The following is a 17,305-nucleotide window of genomic DNA, read 5'->3' on the forward strand; positions in this document are numbered from 1 at the left end:
TGCGTGATCTGATCCTTCAACTCAGCAAAAGTTCGATTTATTCAACAAAGCCCTTCCGCTCAGGCATTATTGACAAGAGTATGCCCTTACCGAACCGTTTTGAATAAATGATTCATGCAATAAATACATCACTTGAATTAATACATTCCAATCCAGAATTAATGTTTGTTATATGTACAATTTAAGCAGTTTGTGCCAAATCACCGGCTACATCAGGGCAAAAGCGAAAATCAAGACTTTGATTTATATGCTTTTTCAAGTCTTTTCCAGATAAAGTCTCAAAAATGGATTTATTGATTTTATTAGCTATTAGAAATATCCTAATCCCATATACTGTAAATGCTTACCCCCTTAAAAATATTAATATTTTGACGATCGGCATTACTATGACTAATATTTTCATTAATACTGAAAACATATTTCTTAATCGAGGTGTTTGTGAACTTCTTATCGAGGTCGCAAAGGAAGAAAACATCTGTACACCTTTTTCCATTTTGCAATACTCACCAGATACTCTCGGTCAGATAGATATGCTGTTTACGGAAATGACGACCGGTGAACATTATCTATGCCACCCGGTTTTCAAAAAAATCCCCGAACACACATCTATTTTTATTTTCGTTCCCACCGATAGTGCTATGCAAGTTGATCGGATACCGTATTGTCTACGTGATGCTACTTTTATTAGTATCAACACCGGATTGCACCGTATAAAAAATCAGATTGCGAAACATCTGATTGAGTCAACAGCGTCGATTGCTAGTAGCCAGGTAAAAGACAGTAGACGCTGTGTAAAATGCCCTCGATTAACATTGACCAAATCACAACTTTATATTATCGATGCGATCAGAACGGGAATGAATAATCAGCAGATAGCGCAAGAACTAGGTATCAGCCATAAAACGGTCTTTTCCCATAAAATCAATATCATGAAAAAATTCCAAATAGCCACCAAACAAGAGTTGACGAAATTCTCATCCGTTGCTCTTGCGCTTTCCTCAGGAAGGATCGGTTAACGTCGAGTTTTGTTAAATCGCATCTTCATTTTTCTTCGATCTTTAACATAGGAGAGACCAAAAAATAATGATGTCAATAATAATACTACCGCCAGGGATAATAATAGCCAGTTACTCATAAACAACCTTTTCAAAGTAAAAGATGATTTTTAAATAATAAGGGGTAAAAGTTTTCAAACACAACCAAACGCCAACCATTTCAGACAAAGGTAAAGCCACATACGATAATTCTGAAAAGCAATAAAAAGAGAAGAAGCCTTCTCTCTAGCCCCGGTTATTAGGGTAATAAAGATTACTCGTAAAGAGAAAAAGCCAGGTACCACACCGAACGGTTATTGCAGAGACGTCTGGCAATATGATGGCCTGAAATTATAGCCTCTCCCTGTGGAATGATTGTGGTTTTTGGTAAGGCGTCCCTTTTTTCTGCTGTTCTATACTTTTAGTCAGACATCTGGCTGGAGGTGGCGATGTGCGGACGTTTTGCGCAAGCACAGACGCGGGAAGCATACCTGGCGTTTCTCGCAGAAGAGGCCGAAAGCGATATCCCCTGGGACCCGGTGCCCATTGGGCGATATAACGTCGCGCCCGGGACAAAAGTGTTACTCCTGAGTGAAAGGAATGAGCAACTCCACCTCGATCCCGTTCACTGGGGCTATGCGCCGGGATGGTGGGATAAATCACCGCTGATTAATGCCCGGGTTGAAACCGCTGCCACCAGCAGGATGTTCAAACCGCTGTGGCAGCACGGGCGGGCGATCTGCTTCGCCGATGGCTGGTTTGAATGGAAAAAGGTCGGAGACAAAAAGCAGCCCTACTTCATTCAGCGAAAGGATGGCCAGCCGATATTTATGGCCGCTATTGGCAGCCCCCCCTTCGAACGCGGGGACAGCGCCGAAGGATTTTTGCTGGTGACCGCTGCCGCCGATCGCGGTCTTGTCGATATACATGACCGCCGGCCGCTGGTCCTGACGCCGGAAGCCGCCCGGGAATGGATGAGGCAGAATCTCACCGGGGCGGATGCGGCGGAGATTGCCAGGGACGGAAGCGTCTCCGCCGACGATTTCACCTGGCACGCGGTATCGCGGGCGATCGGCAATGTGAACAATCAGGGGCCTGCGTTAATTGAGCCAGTAGAGTGAGCGCCTAACTCTGTGGCCGATCCCCCGCCTGATGCGTCGGCTGCGGTGCGATCCAGCCTTGCGAATAAGCCCCCGCGAGTTACCCCGACTGGCTTAACCACTCGCTTAAGGTCAACGAATAAAGCAGACTCGGCGGCGCATTTTCTATATCGGCAATCTCGTTGATGAACCTCAAGCCTGCTTTCTCGAGCACTTTTCGTGAGGCCAGGTGATTCGCCCTCACCACCGCTGAAATCTCCGTGAGTTTGATCGCCTCGAAGCCATATCTTACCGCCGAGGTCGCGAGGTCGGTGGCCAGCCCTTTTCCCCATGCCTCTGTTGCGAATCGATAGCCAAGATTGTTGAGGGTGACATCGTTATAGCGACGAATAGTTAAGCCGCCAAAGCCAATGATTTTTTCCGGAGCATCACGCGCCGATATGGCCCAGTTGCCAAACCCGCGATCGTGCCAGTGGGCAAGCCAGCGCTGGAGAACCGTACTGGCATAGTCAATATCCGGGTAGGGTCCTGCGGGGTTAAAGGTATTGGTCGCCGGATCGCCATAAATTCGGTAAAGATCGGCGACATCTTCAGCCATGACAGGGCGAAGACGCAGGCGATGAGTCTCAATATGCAAACGTATCTCCTTGACGAGTGAGGTGGCCCGCGACGCTTCGCGAACCCTCCCTGCCGTTGTGAATGCCTGGTACTCGTTCAAGCGGACCTGAGAAGCGCGATTAAACAGATACTTCCGGCAATAAAAATAGGATATGGTAATCCGGAAACGGGATCCCTTTTTATCGGCGCCACGCATATCGTTACCGCGTGAACACAGGACTGTAAATGATCGATGACATCCGCTACCTGATAGTCTTTGCCAAAATTGTCGAGAGCGGTTCCGTTTCAGGCGGCGCCGCGGCGTTAGGGTTGTCGACCGCAACAGCAAGCGCACATTTATCCAGGCTTGAGAAAAACCTTAACAGCGCTTTGCTCTACAGAAATACCCGAAAGCTTTCTCTAACACAAGATGGCGAAAGTGTGCTGGAGACCGCCAGGTCAATGCTCGAGCTTTATGAAAAAGGCGTCATTGAGTTTAAGCAACGTTCGGTATCCACAGCCGGTAAGCTGCGTATCTCCATACCTGCCGTTTTTTTAAACAGCCCATTCACTCACCATCTTGCAAATTTCATTAAAGAGAACCCGGATATTGCTCTGAGCATTTCTTATAGTGACCTGCGCGAGGACATTATTGCCGACAGTATTGATGTCGCCTTTCGCATTGGCGAGCTCCCCGATAGCGCTCTCAAGGCACGGCACCTGTTTGTTCTGCCGCGAAAGCTGGTGGCAGCAAAGGGCTTTCTCCTGCGCTATCCCCCCATTGATCATCCCGCTATGCTTGAATCAATGCCGTGGATTGGGCTGACGATGAGGGAGAATGTGCGCGAGTTCAGACATCGCAACGGCGAACGGGCGATAATAAAGTATACACCCGGCGTGTATGTCGATAGTGTTGAGGCCGCCTATGCCCTTGCCAGACAACAAATTGGCCTGGCCGCTCCGCCGCGTTTTCTCTGCGAAGAGGATATCCGCCGCGGCGACATGCAGGAACTACTCCCTGACTGGTCATTAGCCCCGCTAAAAGTGTATGCCCTATGGCCTGGCAATATTTCAGTTAGCGGCGCGGCCTATAAGTTGATTAATTATATCTATAATGCCGTTGAACATCAGCCGCTATGAATAGGTAATATACTGCGAATACAGTATGTAACCCGCAGTCATGCACAATAATCCGCCCATCACCAGATTAAACAGGCGGATCTGTGCTCTGCTTTTGAGAATCGCTGACATTTTATCACCGAATATCGCCCAGGCCGCCAGGGACAGATAGCAGACAAAAAAGTAGATGATAATAAATAGCGATATACTCAGGCGCGACGAGGGTTCAGAAAACAAGGCGACGCCAGAGGCACAGGCAGCCCAGGCTTTAGGATTGAGCCATTGCATTAAAAAACCCTGCGCAAACCCCGGCGCCTGTGCTTTTTTCAGTGACCATTCCGGATGTGAAGTAGCAATTTTATAGCCCTGAAACAAGATAAATAACGAACCAACGATATTCAGATAGCTAAAAAACCAAGGGTGCGTTGCGATGGCCGCGTAGAGTCCAAAACTAATAAAAACCAGTAACAATGTAAAACCAATAGTGGCGCCCGAGACGAAAGAAAATGTTTTTCTGAATCCATGCGCAGCGCCGGAAGAGATAATAACCATATTAACCGGACCTGGCGAAAATGACAGGGCCAGCGCAAACATAAGCATAGTAACGATCAAAACCATTTATTTATCCGTTTTCCAGGGAGAGATATCGTGGAAGGTGGTTTTATTACCACCTGCATGACGTTATTGAAAGACTACCTCGATATCGCAACGGGATTAAGTGGCTTTTCTCTAAATGTGTATTTGATTATTTTCGCGCTATTTCTCCTGACCGGCGCCTGGCGCAATCCCCTGCGATCAAAGCATGGCCAGTGAAAAGCGCCTGATAAGGAAAACACCCAATCGATCGCTTCTCACCGCCCGATGGCCTATGCGCTCAGTCCACGATTTTTCAGCATCGGCTCAATCTGTGGATCGTGTCCGCGCCACTGGCGATACAGTCCAGCTAAATCAGCGCTATTACCGCGAGATAAAATCGCTTCCCGGAAGCGCTGACCGTTCTCACGGGTCAAACCGCCCTGCTCCACGAACCACTGATAGCCATCGTCGGCCAGCATCTGGGTCCACAGATAGGCGTAATAGCCTGCCGCATAGCCGCCGCCGAAGATATGGGAGAAGCATCCTTTTCAATGGGTGCATTTACCAATAAAAATCATAAAGTTAACTTCTTTTTATTATGAAAATCCCGTTGATTTAAGCATAAATACAATCTCATATAATTCAGTCAGTTGCATATCGTTTTGGGGAAGACATTCTCTCAACAATGCCTAATCAGTACCTTTAGCAGTTCATTTTTCATACTGGTAACTATCAAAGAGTGTCCTGTAAGGATGAGGTAACGACTCTATTCTTCTGACTTATAATTTTAAGTCTGGCATCTGACTGGAGGTAACCATGTGCGGGCGCTTTGCTCAATCACAGACATGCGAAGAATACCTGGTTTATCTTGCTAAAGAAGCGGAGCATATGGATGAGGCTGGATATTGAAGGAATGCTCTGACAATGAAGCTTCCGCTCGCGCCTGAAGCTGAGACAGTGGTGTACAGTGCGACAGGTTACTTACGCGCTGTGCTCTGTACGTATCACTGAATTAGCACTCGAATGCCGACACTTCGGTTAAAAATGTGTTTCGGAGTTTTCCCGACGTGAAGACTTCGCGTAATTTTATACATGAGCAGAATCGAAATCTTCTTTAGGATGATACAAAATAACCTTTCCCCGCAACGAACTGCGGGAAAAGGTTACACTAATCAATCATCTATTCCAGAAAGGAAGGTCATCATCAGCCAGACGATCAAACTCCTCGACGGGTCTTTTACTATCCTCTATTGCATAGGGTATCTCAGTTCTCCCAAGTAGCATGGGAACAAATTCACCAAAGTCATCATGAAGGAAAAGAGTCATATCATAGGCGATATTAAATGCTTTGAAAATTGCACTGAAAAACGATCCCAAATCAGCAGCCTGCGTGTCCCATGACGTTTTATTCTTATCGACTCCGAACATTGAATAGAACTCGTTATGCAGGGGAAGCCTTGCAAGGCGTGCTTGTATCTCGTCCATTTCTAGCTTTGCTGTTTTTATCTCATCAAAACTCAAAGCTTTTTTATATAGTTTTAACATTACCACAGGATAGCTTGCATCCCTGCGCCCCTGTTCGAGAGTTTCAGACACTGTCTTAAAAAACAGTTCAACATCATCAGGGGAACCCAGTTCATATATAGTTGAAGCACCTAAGAGACCAATTTTACTCATTTTTCGATAAACCTTATATTCGAAGCTTTAATTATTCCATTTGCTTTACTGCTGATGTCTTTAAGGATTTTTCGTCGAATTTCATCAGTTAAGAGCTGCCCTCTGACATCAATGACCAGCTCGTGTACCATTCCCTGGGGCAAGTGCACTAGGCGTGCTACAGCTTGTTCCAAAACCTCGTTAATTAAACCACTAAGAGGGATATTACCACCGATCCGCTGGGCTCCAACGTCGCCGAGGTGGTCCGCCACGCCGAATGCTCGGTACTGGTGGTCCGCTAACTTTCATGATAACGGCCTTCACTAAGATCACCCATTCATTGAGCACTCACACGCGACGTCTATACTTTTAGTCTTACTGACTGGAGGTTTCTATGTGTGGACGTTTTGCACAAGCCCAAACCCGTGAAGAATATCTTGCATACCTGGCGGATGAAGCCGAGCGCGACATTGCATACGACCCTGAGCCGATTGGGCGTTACAACGTGGCGCCGGGGACTAAAGTTTTGCTCGTGAGCGAACGCGATGAACAGCTACACCTCGATCCGGTCCACTGGGGTTACGCGCCAGGGTGGTGGGATAAACCACCGCTGATTAATGCCCGGGTGGAGACCGCAGCCACCAGCAGGATGTTTAAACCGCTTTGGCAGCACGGTCGAGCGATCTGTTGCTCTGATGGATGGTTTGAATGGAAAAAGGAAGGTGGCAAGAAGCAGCCCTATTTCATTCATCGTGCTGATGGCCAGCCGATATTCATGGCTTCGATCGAAAGCACACCGTTTGGGCATGGCTATGAGGCTGAAGTATTTTTAATTGTCACTGCTGCTGATAAAGGTCCATATACACGACCATAGCCAACTTAGTCTAATGACAGCCAGAGTAATTCTGGCCATCATTTATAGTGAGGATGCACATTGTATCTGGGAATGCTATTTAATTACAGGGAATTGGTATGCGAGTTTTCCAACAATAATATTTAACGCAGCTAAATCGTCCTCTTCAGCAGGTGTTTTCAATGCATTTAAAGCCTGGTTTGCCCAGAACATTAAGTCAATGATAACTTGGTTACTGAATATAGAAGGATCATAACTATCTATAGTTATGATAAAAGATGTTAGTTTAGCGCTAATATATATATATATGCTTCCATTCTCACCATTAATTTTTGAATCGCATATTCCTTTTAATTCTAAAATTATATTAATGAGATCATCTTTTTGCTGTTGCGTAGCCATAAACCATCTCCTATTACATTGCACCTATAATAACCGGACCGAGTTCTTGAACGAAATCTTTAACATATTTGAGTCCTTCTTTAATATTTTCCTTTTGGATATCCAGCCTCTCCTCTTTTATTTTTTCGTCTGTAATGTTATCCTCAATTATTGAAAGAAGTTCTTTGTTATATTCTTTGTATTTATTAATAGCTACTTCAGCAGCCGTTATATTCTTAATGTAATTTCGTGTTGTATAGTTAAGCTGTACTATTTCTTTTGGTGAAACAGACTGCTGTGGTGGAAGTGTGGCTCGCTTGTTGAAATTTAGCAAAGCTATGTTTAATATATCTCCACTCATTGTATTGAAATATCTTTCTTTTTTATCCTCTATGTCTTCTCTTAGTAAATCTAGATTTTCAGATTGCTTTGGGCCCATTTCCTTTAAAACGGAAGCTATGTCCCCCTTGTTTTTTTCCTCTGTCGCTAGCCGTTGTAAAAATGAGACAAGTCCACTTATGGATTTTTTCTGTTTATCATTAAGGTTAATTTTAATGTTTTTATTAATGCTATCAGCATTTTCTAGCGCTTTATCAACGAGTTCGCTTACAGTATATGAAGGTTCATCCGACGTATAAGCTGTCAATGCTGTCAGATAATCTGAGAATGCAGACAGGATTTGTTCATTTTCTTTAAATATTTTCCTGTCAATAGGTTTTGCATTTAGATAGATAGTCTTAATTCTCTTTTCTTCACGTGGTGTCACGCACATCCCAATGCCAGGGTTAGAGCTTTGTTCCTCTCTAACGGGGATGGTCATATCAGATGTAAGCCTGCAATTAGGATCGGAACCAAGGAGTGCCACTACCCAGTCATTATGTAGAGTTATTAAATTCTCATTATATTCTTTAGTGACTTTGATGATTTCATGACCTGAATTAGCAACCTCTTCGGCATGGTTCATGGCCAGCTTTCCTGAACTACAGGCTGTAAGAATAAGAGGCAGGCTAAATATAGTAACCAGCTGTTTTTTCTTCATAAGAATTCTCACAATACAGTTAAGTATATCTGTGTTGCTAATTAGCTATAAACTAATAAGCATGCATATTAAAATTAGCGTTAAAACTCTTAACTTAATATATAATTGATAACCTGCTCCTGCCAGGTTCGGAAGTCAGTATGTTAAAGTGAGATTGGATTATGTAAATATAACGACAATTTTATTTTATTCCATTACCATCAAGGATGATTAACCCCTTTGACTAAAAAATGGGTTTATCACCTGATAAAAGATGTGGAGGTGACATTATCCATTGAGAGCATGGTAAAAAAAAGAATTCTGTAATCCTTTTGTAGTGTTCTATAGCCGTGAAGGTAGGTGGATGAGAGTTTTTATAGCTCGTTAAAGGATCGTCTGATAACTTAAACATACAAATGCAGCGACCAACTACCCATGTATACGAATCAAATTGCAGGTCGGCTGTCGTCATGTTAATTGACCTCCTCCCTATCGATTAACACACGGGAAGGTGAATGGAGCATCATCAATAGCGATGACAATTGTGAACTTCCGCTGTTCGCTCTAAGCGGACTGTAGTAGCAGCATAACCACTACCGTTAATGGCCGAATCATCTAACTTTGAGCAGGTCACAGAACCTCGTAGTATAGCGCGGAGATAGCATTTCTCGTTTCATCTGCCAGGCAGTCTGGATCCCCTGCCCTGCAAAATACAGAGTTCCTCTTCCGCTTTTCGCATTGAGATAGTCGAGAACTTCCATCAGTTTCTCGCTATTCTTCCGTGGTGCGTTGTCGTCGAAGAGGTTGAGCTGGGCCACGCCCTGACTGTAGAAATCCCCAAGCATCACACCTGCTTTCTGATAACGATGTCCGTCTCGCCAGATTGCATCGAGGCATTTCGTCGCCGCGGTGATGATGTCCCGGCTGTCCTGGGTCGGCGTTAGCAGCTTTACCGATATGCTGTTTCCGTAATAGGGTTCATTCAGCGCAAAGGGGCTGGTTTTAACGAACGCTGAGATGAACCGACAATACTGATGCTCGCCACGGAGTTTCTCCGCTGCGCGCGATGCATAGCTGCATATCGCCTGGCGCATCTCTTCGTAGGTGGAAATCCGCTGCCCGAAGCTGCGACTACAGACAATCTCCTGCTTTACCGGCGCGAACTCCTCAAGTCCAAGGCATGGCTCGCCACGCAGCTCCCGCACTGTTCTTTCCAGCACGACATTAAAATGCTTCCGGATAAAACGGATATCGGTATCAGCCAGTTGAAGCACAGTTTTAATGCCCATGGCCTCCAGTTTTTTACTGATGCGGCGCCCGACTCCCCAGACCTCATCCACCGGAAGCAAAGCCATCAACTTTCTCTGCCGTTCCAGATTCGACAAATTAACCACGCCTCCGGTCTGCCGCTGCCACTGTTTCGCGGCGTGATTGGCCAGCTTCGCCAGGGTTTTAGTCTGGGCTATGCCGACGCCGACCGTGAGGTGCGTCCTGCGCAGAACCGTCTCGCGAATTTCCCTGCCAAAGTCGATAAGATCGCTACAGTTTCGCACACCATTAAGATCGCAAAATGCCTCATCAATACTGTAAATTTCGCAGCGTGGAGAGAGTTCCTCCAGTGTTGTCATCACTCGGTTGGACATATCGGCATAAAGCTCATAGTTGCTGCTAAACGCGATAATACCGTGCCGGCGAAACATGTCCTTTTGCTTGAAATAAGGCTCACCCATTTTGACGAAGGGATTCGCCTCTTGCGAACGGGCGATCACACAGCCGTCGTTGTTTGACAGAACGACTATCGGCCGCCCCTTCAGGTCAGGACGAAATACAGTTTCGCAGGATGCGTAAAATGAGTTCACATCGCAAAGTGCAAACATCTCAGCCAGCCGATTTGATGATGTAAGTTACGACCCCGAACACATCGAGAGTATCCTCGCTACCGACGACTATCGGCGAATATGCAGGGTTCATTGGGTTAAGCTGAACCCGCGGATGCAGTTGCAGCTTCTTAACGGTGAATTCCCCATCCACAGCAGCAATAACGATATCGCCATGAACTGCTGTTCTTGAGCTATCCACGACCAGAAGATCACCTTCCCCTATGCCTGCGTCTTTCATGCTGTCGCCGGCGGCTTTGACAAAATACGTCGCACTGGGGTGGTTAACGAGCAACTCGTTCAGATCAATACGTTGCTCAACATAATCCTGCGCTGGACTAGGAAAACCACATTGCACAAGGTCGCTGTACAACGGGAGCAGCATGATCTGACGTAACTCAACGGGCGTTTAGAACTGCATAATAAACTCGCTCACATTAACACTGTTTTTATATACAGTAGTTTTAACAGGGCGACATATCAATATAGGCTCTGGCTATCAATTTACGCCATTGACGTAACATATTGATATAATGAGTAAGGTAAGTCTTAAAGTGTATTCAGGCCTTAGCTGTTTGATGGTTTTGCGAACAATGCGAGGTTAAAATTTTTCAGCTATGGCAATGCTTCATAGCAAATTGCTCACCTGCGATCTCTTGCATACGGCTCGCAGGTGAGCAAACTTAACCGGCTGGAAAATATTTATGAATCGTCTTCACCCCCACCCCTGTCACATCGGCTACCTGCTGCCTGGTAGCGCCCGTACCCAACATCCTGCGGCATCGCTCCACAACCTCAGTGGACATTACCCGGCGGCGTCCGCCGACTCTCCCCTGCTCCCTCGCAGCGGCTAAACCGGCTCGGGTACGCTCCACTATCAACTCGCGCTCCATTTCCGCCAGGGCGCTCATGAAGTGGAAGGTGATCATCATGCGTGTAGAGATCAGCATTGCCAAAGGGTTCAATACATGCTTTGAAAGAAGAAATGACCCGACGGATTAGCGAGCAGTACGATGATGTTGAAGTGATCGTGAAGACGGCCAGCAACGACGGTTTGAGTGTGCTGTGGGCGACCAATAAGGAAATCGCGAAGGAGTTTGTGGAAGAAACGTTGCAAAATACCTGGGAGACGGCGGACGACTGGTTTGTGCGTTGATTTGTATCATATAGTTAGTGTGAATATAATTATAGAGGCTATACCTTGTATTTATAGCCTCTATTTATTACTTTATCTTTTAGGAACCACAAAACTATCACCATAGTGGCAATAAGTCGGGTTCTTAGCGATAACCGGATCTTTTACCCCATCCAATATTAACTTCTTCTGTAGCTCTTTCCATTTGATATTTGGATATTTGGATATTTTTCAATTATTAAAGGAAAATACTCCTTGGGGATGAATCTTATTAAACCCGCATTTTTCTCTCTATAATTCTTCTGCCAAGAATGCTTGCCAAAATCATGCACGCCAGTATGGACAAAGAAGCGCTTTACCACATTTACATCACTTTCCTTCATTCCTAACACCAATATTCTATCTGCTTGATCTTTAGTGCATACTTGGGTCCAATAAAGATAATCATGCACCACTGCTGCTCGCCCGTACTCTCCCTTTGACTTGAGCCCCAAACGAGATAGCTCGGGAGGTATAGAAGCAAAGTCTGTAACAAACCCCGCAGGAATAACAATCTTTTCTCCTGTATTTCCAATCTCATAAATCATATCCGAATACAAATACTCATATACACCATCATTCAGAGAAATTGAAATTGCAGGCCCAGGAGCCTTAAAGAGGGTAGCATTGTCGGTTAACAAGAAAGAGCTACGTTTTACCTCGTTAGTTTTTAAATCTATCGGTTGATTAGCGTAAGAATTACAAAGAAACGATTGAAATAAAAAACACACAAGAATTAGAATTACTTTATGAATTATCAGGTTGATTTCTCTTTTTTTACGTAACATACCCCCTCCTTTATAAAAAATATCAACCACTATATACATTAGTCAATACACAAAATTTTCCTTGGTATTTTTTAAAAAAAATTCATCACCTAAAAATTAACAAAGAAGAAGATAGAAACTCTTAAATATCAAATAAAATAAAAATATCCACCTCTCTACCGCACTCACGTCTGCGATCTGCTGACGGACCACAACAAATTTATGAAGGCGGAAGAGATTTTGCAGAATGCTGCGACGGAATACCCGAGCTGGGCGATGTACCCTGTTCTTTGGATTCGACGACACTATGCGGCAGGTGACACGCTGTCAGAAATCAGTTTCGTTGCCTCAATGCTGTCTGATTTGTGGATTTTTTATCGCTGTATTGCACCGGGAGGTATTTGTAAATCGTCTTCACCCCCACCCCTGTCACATCTGCGATCTGCTGCCTGGTAGCGCCGTTCTCCAGCATTCTGCGACACCGCTCCACAACTTCAGTGGTCATTACTCGGCGACGGCCACCGACTCTCCCCTGCTCCCTCGCTGCGGCTAAACCGGCGCGGGTACGCTCGACGATCAGCTCGCGCTCCATTTCTGCCAGGGCGCTCATGACGTGGAAGAAAAAGCGGCCTGCTGGCGTACTGGTATCGATGCTGTCGGTCAGACTGCGGAAATTTACCCCGCGAGCCTGCAGCTCCGACACGAGCGTAATCAGATCGCGCACGCTGCGGCCAAGTCGGTCCAGTTTCCAGACCACCAGCACATCGCCGGGCTTAAGCCTGCGTAAGGCGCGCTTTAACCCTGGCCGCCGGGCATTTTCCCCGCTGGCCATATCCTCAAAAACCAGCTCACATTCTGCGCGGATCAGCGCGTTTTTCTGTAAATCGAGGTTTTGATCCCCGGTTGATACCCTCGCATAGCCAATCAGCACGATCTAATTCCTTGAAATAGCTGATTGTAAAAGACCGCTGCCATTCGCTCAAACCCTCGTTTGGGCGAAGCCTCGTTTTGGAGCAAAAAATGGCCGAACTTAACCCGCCACTGGGCACGACGACGCCGGAAATATTCATGGATAACGTTAAGCGCGCTGACGAGCTGGTTAACGGTCCGGCCGGAACGGTTGACGACCGCGGCGGTGAACCGCTCGATACCTGGCGCCAGATGATGGCGAAAAACGATGAGGTAAGGCAGAACCTGATCCCACTCAGCAAGCAGTATATGAATGAGGCGGCAGCGCAGGCAGATATCGTGAATATCCCCGTTGGCTCCACGACCTATGTTTGCAGCCAGGACGTCTGGGCGCTGGCTGATGAGTACATGAATAACGGCGGGACGCTGCAACCTACCGGGCGGAAAATGCCATCTCAGGAGCTGGTCAATATAATGACTGAATTGATCAGAGCAACGTTCAGCCAGAATGCGCCAGCGGGTATGTCTCTTGCCTTTATGGATGAACGGAAAAATTATTCGGTAGGGCTGGATGAGGCGGGCCGATTGCTTGCCGGGTGGATTAAGGCGAATAAAGCAGAATTAAAAAAGCTCTCAGCGGATGAATTTATTTCGTCGATCATCTCGTCGTCACGTCTGAATATCGGGAACTCCGCTTTATCTGTAGTGGCTGACGGTAACGCTGTTTCAGTTTATGACACACTTAAACGGCTTTGTTTTGCCATTAATAAAAAAGGGGTACTGAAATCAGGGAAGGCTGAGATCAACAATCTTACGATTGCCAGTATCTTAGGGTTACCAGCCAACGCCAGCATTTCTACTGCGACATTCCGCGATTTCGTTATGGCGTGGCGTGATACGTTAAACCGTCCGGCTGTGGGTATCAAAAAAACGGGGCATTTGCTGCGGGGAAAATTGAAGCGAATCATGGAGAGGTAAAATCGCTCAAAGCCGAAACTCTGGAAGTTAAAGCGATTATTTCCCCGGAATTCCTGCGCTATTTCAATCAGTCCATTTACTCACGCCTGCCGGATATTGCCCATAAAATCGGTTACGGACAATCGCTCGCTGTGGGCGTAAATACTCAGGCGCTGATTACGATCGCTGCGCTGTATACCGCATTGCGTTTTATCGGTGGGGTACGGGCACAGGATGGCTCCGGCACTTCGGCAGAAAACCATGCTCAGCTGGTTCCCTACGTTGAGACGTATAAAAACACCGATAACGGCCAGGCATGGGAAACCCCGATGGGGGCCAGCATTCGCGGCTGGTATGAACTGATGATTGCCGAGAACTATGGCTTTAACCCGGATGATCTGATCATTCTGGGTTCTGTTCCGGCGGAGGGCGGTCAGCCCATTGATGTGCTGGCGGCGTATCCCGGAAAGTACATGCAGCGAGTTTTCGATGATATCAGTTATGGTTACGCCCGCGCTCAGGAGCTCGGGAAAACCTACCGGCCTGTGGCGATGTACTGGATGCAGGGCGAAGCAGATCAGACGAAAGGCACCACCAAAGCAGACTATCAGGCTATTTTCGACACCATGCAACAGCGGATCGATGCCCACGCTTCTGCTGTTTGCGGCGAAGAAGTCCATGTGCCGATTTTTGTTTATCAGTTCAGCAGCTGGATAAACCGGACGCCGAACACCGCCTATCCCACCATTCCGATGGCGCTGCTGGAGCTGGCGCAGACACGCGAAAATGTGTACCTCACTAACCCGATGTACATTCACGACTACACGGATGGCGCTCATCTCACCGCCCGCAGCTCCTATATTCATGGGCTGTATATTTCAGTGATGGAAAAGCGGGCGCTGGTTGACGGCAAAGCGGCAAAACCACTGATGCCGGTTAGTCATCAACGCCAGGGCTGCGCCGCTACTGTGTGGCTGAATCCGGTAGGTCTGCTGGAACTTGATACCAGCGTGGTATCCGATCCAGGTAATTACGGCTTCCGTCTGCTTCATCCGGATACACTCAAACTTATTCCACTGACCAATGTTAATGTCCGCTATGACGCTTTAACTATATCAACTGCCGATGATATTCCTGCTGGGGCCATTCTTCAGTATGCCTTTCACGGCGGCACCACCGGCCAGTCACCGGGCCGCCTGACCGGGCCGCGCGGTTGTCTGCGTGACAGCCAGGGCGACATTATCAGTTTTACCCTTAATAGCGAGGTTATCCGTATGGATAACTATTGCGTCATGTTTGAAATCACGTTGTGAGGTAATTATGTCTAATCAGGGATTATCTATTAATGTTGATGCTGTCTGGGATGATGACTGCATTATTGGATCGAGTTATCCGCAGCCGTCTATCGCGAGCATTGCCACATTTGGCAGCCAGAACTTTGGGGCTATTTTTGGGGAAGAGCCAACCATAGTGGGGGCACCTGTCATCAACACGTACTGGTTTACGGGTGGTGTGGGTGCAGGGGGGTATGATCTGAAAGTCACGGATAACCCCGTTAAAACCATGATGGTGTTACTCCGGCCTAAAAGCACTACCAGAGCGCTGGGCATGGGTAACTATCTTGGATCTGCTGTACAACCGCAGGGGGATACGTTTGTTTTTGAACCGGCCATTCCTCAAATCAGGGGGATTGTGGGGCGCTCAAGCGGAACAGCAACTGCCACCCTCGCGACTCCACTGGACACCAGTAAATTCCATCTGGTTTTCCTCGATGTGAATAACTCGATGCTTCAGCTTCATAAAATGACGAACAGTGAGCTGGTATCGACTGAACAGGTCGCTGTTACCGCCCGCGCAATCCCTGTTCCGAATAAGTCGATTTATGCTGGCTACTCCTATATCACGTCAGATTTTTTAGGCGCCGTGGATATTGCAATGACGGGGGTGTGGGCGGGCGGAATACTGTCGCAGGCCGAAAAAATGGATATGGTAGACCTCGTTACTCAGAGCTATGAAGGGATTTTATCTATAGCGTAAATCTGGACTCTCGAAGATAACCATGAAGGCCAGCCAGGGCGATGATCCCCGGTGAATACCGGGGGAAATTAAACAGCCAGCCGTAATTAACTGAACCGGGAGGCACACAGGTTGTAATCGGCAGTCAGTATATCGGTGGCCGTCAGGCCGGATGTACCGACATCATCAACCCGTGCGCGATACAGCATACCTGTCCAGGACAACGGAAACGGATTGCTCGTTCCAACCCGTCGCGTCGTGGGCTCTCCGGGTGGTGTCACCGCCAGCGCAGATGTTGAGGTAAATACCACCACCTTATCGATATAGGCGCGAACAGTATGCTGTGTGCCATCCGCGCTGAACTCGCATTCAACGGCGAACTGATGCCGCCCACCATCAAACAGGGGGAGCAGATTGCTGGTCACTACGTAGTTTTTACCACGTACGGCCAGCTCTATTTTGGTCGGTTGTCCGGTTGCCTCGGTCGTAGGCACTACGGATAACAGCGCATTCGCATAACCGTTTGTCTCGGTCGTGGAAAAATGCAGGAGCTGGTTGTTGAAAGTGGACAGGGACCCTGCTTTCGTAACAGCGAAGAAAGGCTGGCCGACGCCATCTCCATTACAGCGAGGGCATTCCGGGTTAGGTGCGCTGGTGTGGCTGTAACCGTAGCCACCAACATCGACGGGCTCGCGACGTTTTCGCTCAAGCGCTTCGAGTCGCTTCTCTTCGTACTCAACAGCGTCACGCCATTGATACTGGTGACCGAAGCCCCAGCAATAGCGGCAACTCCCGCGGCGATACTGTGATAGCTGGTTGGCGTCGAAGGTGGCCAGGCGCCACATCTGCTCAAGCACTTCATCGGCGCTTCCGAGCGTGCGCACAATGGATGCTTTCTGCTGCTGCGCAATGGCCTGCGCAACTGAAGTTTTCTGAAGCAGCTGATAGCCAATTTGTTCAGCAGTCTTCTTGCTATACCCAGCGCGAATGGCGGCCTGCGTGGCGTTGTTGTCCTTCAGGTATTCTGCGACAAATAAACGTTGCTGATCGGTGAGGCCATCATCATCCACCAGCTCTTCTGCGCACTTTTCCTTTTGCGCAGTGCGCAGTTTCTTTTGCGCAGTTTGCGCAGTGGGTTTCTTGATGTATCGGCGGGCAGTAGCGTAATTCAGTCCCTGCGCTTCACACCAATCCTTCGGTGATACGCCGGTTGCGGTGACCTGCTCCCCGTTGATTAGTACACCCCGATGTTAGTAATGTCTTCATAAGCC

At 47.3% G+C, this 17,305-nt stretch carries 15 protein-coding genes and 7 pseudogenes; 10 read left to right on the top strand and 12 right to left on the bottom strand.

The window, feature by feature from the left end; genetic code table 11:
- The first annotated feature begins 380 nt into the window (after positions 1–380).
- Both ABLV54_RS11575 and ABLV54_RS11580 read left to right on the top strand, forming a co-directional pair.
- A complete protein-coding gene (locus ABLV54_RS11575; protein WP_072096735.1) occupies positions 381–1,016 on the top strand; it encodes a LuxR C-terminal-related transcriptional regulator in 636 nt (211 codons plus the stop codon).
- 467 nt (positions 1,017–1,483) lie between these two features.
- Positions 1,484–2,155: an SOS response-associated peptidase gene (locus ABLV54_RS11580; RefSeq protein ID WP_050534377.1), complete on the top strand. Its 672-nt coding sequence runs from the start codon at positions 1,484–1,486 to the stop codon at positions 2,153–2,155.
- 79 nt (positions 2,156–2,234) lie between these two features.
- Here ABLV54_RS11580 and ABLV54_RS11585 read toward each other — a convergent pair whose 3' ends face one another.
- A complete protein-coding gene (locus tag ABLV54_RS11585) occupies positions 2,235–2,771 on the bottom strand; it encodes a GNAT family N-acetyltransferase (protein WP_050534380.1) in 537 nt (178 codons plus the stop codon).
- Positions 2,772–2,977: 206 nt separating this feature from the next.
- Here ABLV54_RS11585 and ABLV54_RS11590 point away from each other — a divergent pair, with 206 nt between their 5' ends.
- Entirely contained in the window at positions 2,978–3,871 is an 894-nt protein-coding gene (locus ABLV54_RS11590; RefSeq protein ID WP_049014035.1) for a LysR family transcriptional regulator, read from the top strand.
- Here ABLV54_RS11590 and ABLV54_RS11595 read toward each other — a convergent pair.
- Positions 3,866–4,468 (bottom strand): LysE family translocator, encoded by a 603-nt coding sequence (locus ABLV54_RS11595; protein ID WP_049014036.1) that lies wholly within the window; start codon positions 4,466–4,468, stop codon positions 3,866–3,868. The genes ABLV54_RS11590 and ABLV54_RS11595 overlap by 6 nt on opposite strands.
- A 30-nt stretch (positions 4,469–4,498) precedes the next feature.
- Between ABLV54_RS11595 and ABLV54_RS11600 the strand changes: the two genes are divergently transcribed.
- Complete coding sequence (locus ABLV54_RS11600; RefSeq protein ID WP_156835040.1) at positions 4,499–4,663, top strand: hypothetical protein; 165 nt, start codon at positions 4,499–4,501, stop codon at positions 4,661–4,663.
- Positions 4,664–4,716: 53 nt separating this feature from the next.
- Here the strand turns inward: ABLV54_RS11600 and ABLV54_RS11605 are convergent.
- A pseudogene (locus ABLV54_RS11605) lies at positions 4,717–4,965 on the bottom strand (M3 family metallopeptidase); the annotation flags it as partial.
- Positions 4,966–5,602: 637 nt separating this feature from the next.
- On the bottom strand, positions 5,603–6,103 hold the full coding sequence (locus tag ABLV54_RS11610) for an Imm70 family immunity protein (protein WP_248861113.1): 501 nt from the start codon (positions 6,101–6,103) through the stop codon (positions 5,603–5,605).
- A 173-nt stretch (positions 6,104–6,276) separates the two neighbouring features.
- On the opposite strand from ABLV54_RS11610, the pseudogene ABLV54_RS11615 reads away from it, so the two are divergent.
- Positions 6,277–6,384: pseudogene (locus ABLV54_RS11615) on the top strand (hypothetical protein); the annotation flags it as partial.
- Positions 6,385–6,476: 92 nt separating this feature from the next.
- Positions 6,477–6,951, top strand: a pseudogene (locus ABLV54_RS11620) (SOS response-associated peptidase family protein); the annotation flags it as partial.
- Positions 6,952–7,031: 80 nt separating this feature from the next.
- Here the strand turns inward: ABLV54_RS11620 and ABLV54_RS11625 are convergent.
- From ABLV54_RS11625 to ABLV54_RS11645, 5 genes and pseudogenes are all read right to left on the bottom strand, one after another.
- Positions 7,032–7,337: a hypothetical protein gene (locus tag ABLV54_RS11625; RefSeq protein ID WP_248861112.1), complete on the bottom strand. Its 306-nt coding sequence runs from the start codon at positions 7,335–7,337 to the stop codon at positions 7,032–7,034.
- A 13-nt stretch (positions 7,338–7,350) separates the two neighbouring features.
- Positions 7,351–8,355, bottom strand: coding sequence for a hypothetical protein (locus ABLV54_RS11630; RefSeq protein WP_348814141.1), 1,005 nt, complete (start codon positions 8,353–8,355; stop codon positions 7,351–7,353).
- Between the two features lie 590 nt (positions 8,356–8,945).
- Positions 8,946–10,211 (bottom strand): Y-family DNA polymerase, encoded by a 1,266-nt coding sequence (locus ABLV54_RS11635; RefSeq protein WP_248861110.1) that lies wholly within the window; start codon positions 10,209–10,211, stop codon positions 8,946–8,948.
- Between the two features lies 1 nt (position 10,212).
- Positions 10,213–10,596: a translesion error-prone DNA polymerase V autoproteolytic subunit gene (locus ABLV54_RS11640; RefSeq protein ID WP_248861109.1), complete on the bottom strand. Its 384-nt coding sequence runs from the start codon at positions 10,594–10,596 to the stop codon at positions 10,213–10,215.
- Between the two features lie 298 nt (positions 10,597–10,894).
- Positions 10,895–11,131: pseudogene (locus ABLV54_RS11645) on the bottom strand (recombinase family protein); the annotation flags it as partial.
- Between the two features lie 10 nt (positions 11,132–11,141).
- On the opposite strand from ABLV54_RS11645, the pseudogene ABLV54_RS11650 reads away from it, so the two are divergent.
- Positions 11,142–11,367 (top strand): annotated as a pseudogene (locus tag ABLV54_RS11650) (DinI-like family protein).
- A 158-nt stretch (positions 11,368–11,525) separates the two neighbouring features.
- Here the strand turns inward: ABLV54_RS11650 and ABLV54_RS11655 are convergent.
- Both ABLV54_RS11655 and ABLV54_RS11660 read right to left on the bottom strand, forming a co-directional pair.
- Entirely contained in the window at positions 11,526–12,173 is a 648-nt protein-coding gene (locus ABLV54_RS11655; protein ID WP_248860834.1) for a DUF1353 domain-containing protein, read from the bottom strand.
- Positions 12,174–12,486: 313 nt separating this feature from the next.
- On the bottom strand, positions 12,487–13,083 hold the full coding sequence (locus ABLV54_RS11660; RefSeq protein WP_248860838.1) for a recombinase family protein: 597 nt from the start codon (positions 13,081–13,083) through the stop codon (positions 12,487–12,489).
- Positions 13,084–13,172: 89 nt separating this feature from the next.
- Here ABLV54_RS11660 and ABLV54_RS11665 point away from each other — a divergent pair.
- From ABLV54_RS11665 to ABLV54_RS11675, 3 genes and pseudogenes are all read left to right on the top strand, one after another.
- Positions 13,173–13,529, top strand: a pseudogene (locus tag ABLV54_RS11665) (hypothetical protein); the annotation flags it as partial.
- Between the two features lie 641 nt (positions 13,530–14,170).
- A complete protein-coding gene (locus ABLV54_RS11670; RefSeq protein WP_348814144.1) occupies positions 14,171–15,331 on the top strand; it encodes a hypothetical protein in 1,161 nt (386 codons plus the stop codon).
- A 7-nt stretch (positions 15,332–15,338) separates the two neighbouring features.
- A complete protein-coding gene (locus tag ABLV54_RS11675; RefSeq protein WP_057214766.1) occupies positions 15,339–16,055 on the top strand; it encodes a hypothetical protein in 717 nt (238 codons plus the stop codon).
- Between the two features lie 560 nt (positions 16,056–16,615).
- On the opposite strand, the pseudogene ABLV54_RS11680 reads toward ABLV54_RS11675, so the two are convergent.
- Positions 16,616–17,269, bottom strand: a pseudogene (locus ABLV54_RS11680) (terminase small subunit); the annotation flags it as partial.
- Between the last annotated feature and the right edge of the window lie 36 nt (positions 17,270–17,305).

Source organism: Klebsiella sp. JB_Kp042 (assembly GCF_040065275.1).
Lineage (GTDB): Bacteria > Pseudomonadota > Gammaproteobacteria > Enterobacterales > Enterobacteriaceae > Klebsiella > Klebsiella quasipneumoniae.

What these genes read in the sequence shown, in the direction of transcription:
- ABLV54_RS11580 (WP_050534377.1), top strand. Translation starts at nt 1,484, where the DNA reads ATGTGCGGACGTTTTGCGCAAGCACAGACGCGGGAAGCATACCTGGCG.
- ABLV54_RS11590 (WP_049014035.1), top strand. Translation starts at nt 2,978, where the DNA reads ATGATCGATGACATCCGCTACCTGATAGTCTTTGCCAAAATTGTCGAG.
- ABLV54_RS11595 (WP_049014036.1), bottom strand. Translation starts at nt 4,468, where the DNA reads ATGGTTTTGATCGTTACTATGCTTATGTTTGCGCTGGCCCTGTCATTT.
- ABLV54_RS11610 (WP_248861113.1), bottom strand. Translation starts at nt 6,103, where the DNA reads ATGAGTAAAATTGGTCTCTTAGGTGCTTCAACTATATATGAACTGGGT.
- ABLV54_RS11625 (WP_248861112.1), bottom strand. Translation starts at nt 7,337, where the DNA reads ATGGCTACGCAACAGCAAAAAGATGATCTCATTAATATAATTTTAGAA.
- ABLV54_RS11630 (WP_348814141.1), bottom strand. Translation starts at nt 8,355, where the DNA reads ATGAAGAAAAAACAGCTGGTTACTATATTTAGCCTGCCTCTTATTCTT.
- ABLV54_RS11635 (WP_248861110.1), bottom strand. Translation starts at nt 10,211, where the DNA reads ATGTTTGCACTTTGCGATGTGAACTCATTTTACGCATCCTGCGAAACT.
- ABLV54_RS11640 (WP_248861109.1), bottom strand. Translation starts at nt 10,596, where the DNA reads ATGCTGCTCCCGTTGTACAGCGACCTTGTGCAATGTGGTTTTCCTAGT.
- ABLV54_RS11655 (WP_248860834.1), bottom strand. Translation starts at nt 12,173, where the DNA reads ATGTTACGTAAAAAAAGAGAAATCAACCTGATAATTCATAAAGTAATT.
- ABLV54_RS11675 (WP_057214766.1), top strand. Translation starts at nt 15,339, where the DNA reads ATGTCTAATCAGGGATTATCTATTAATGTTGATGCTGTCTGGGATGAT.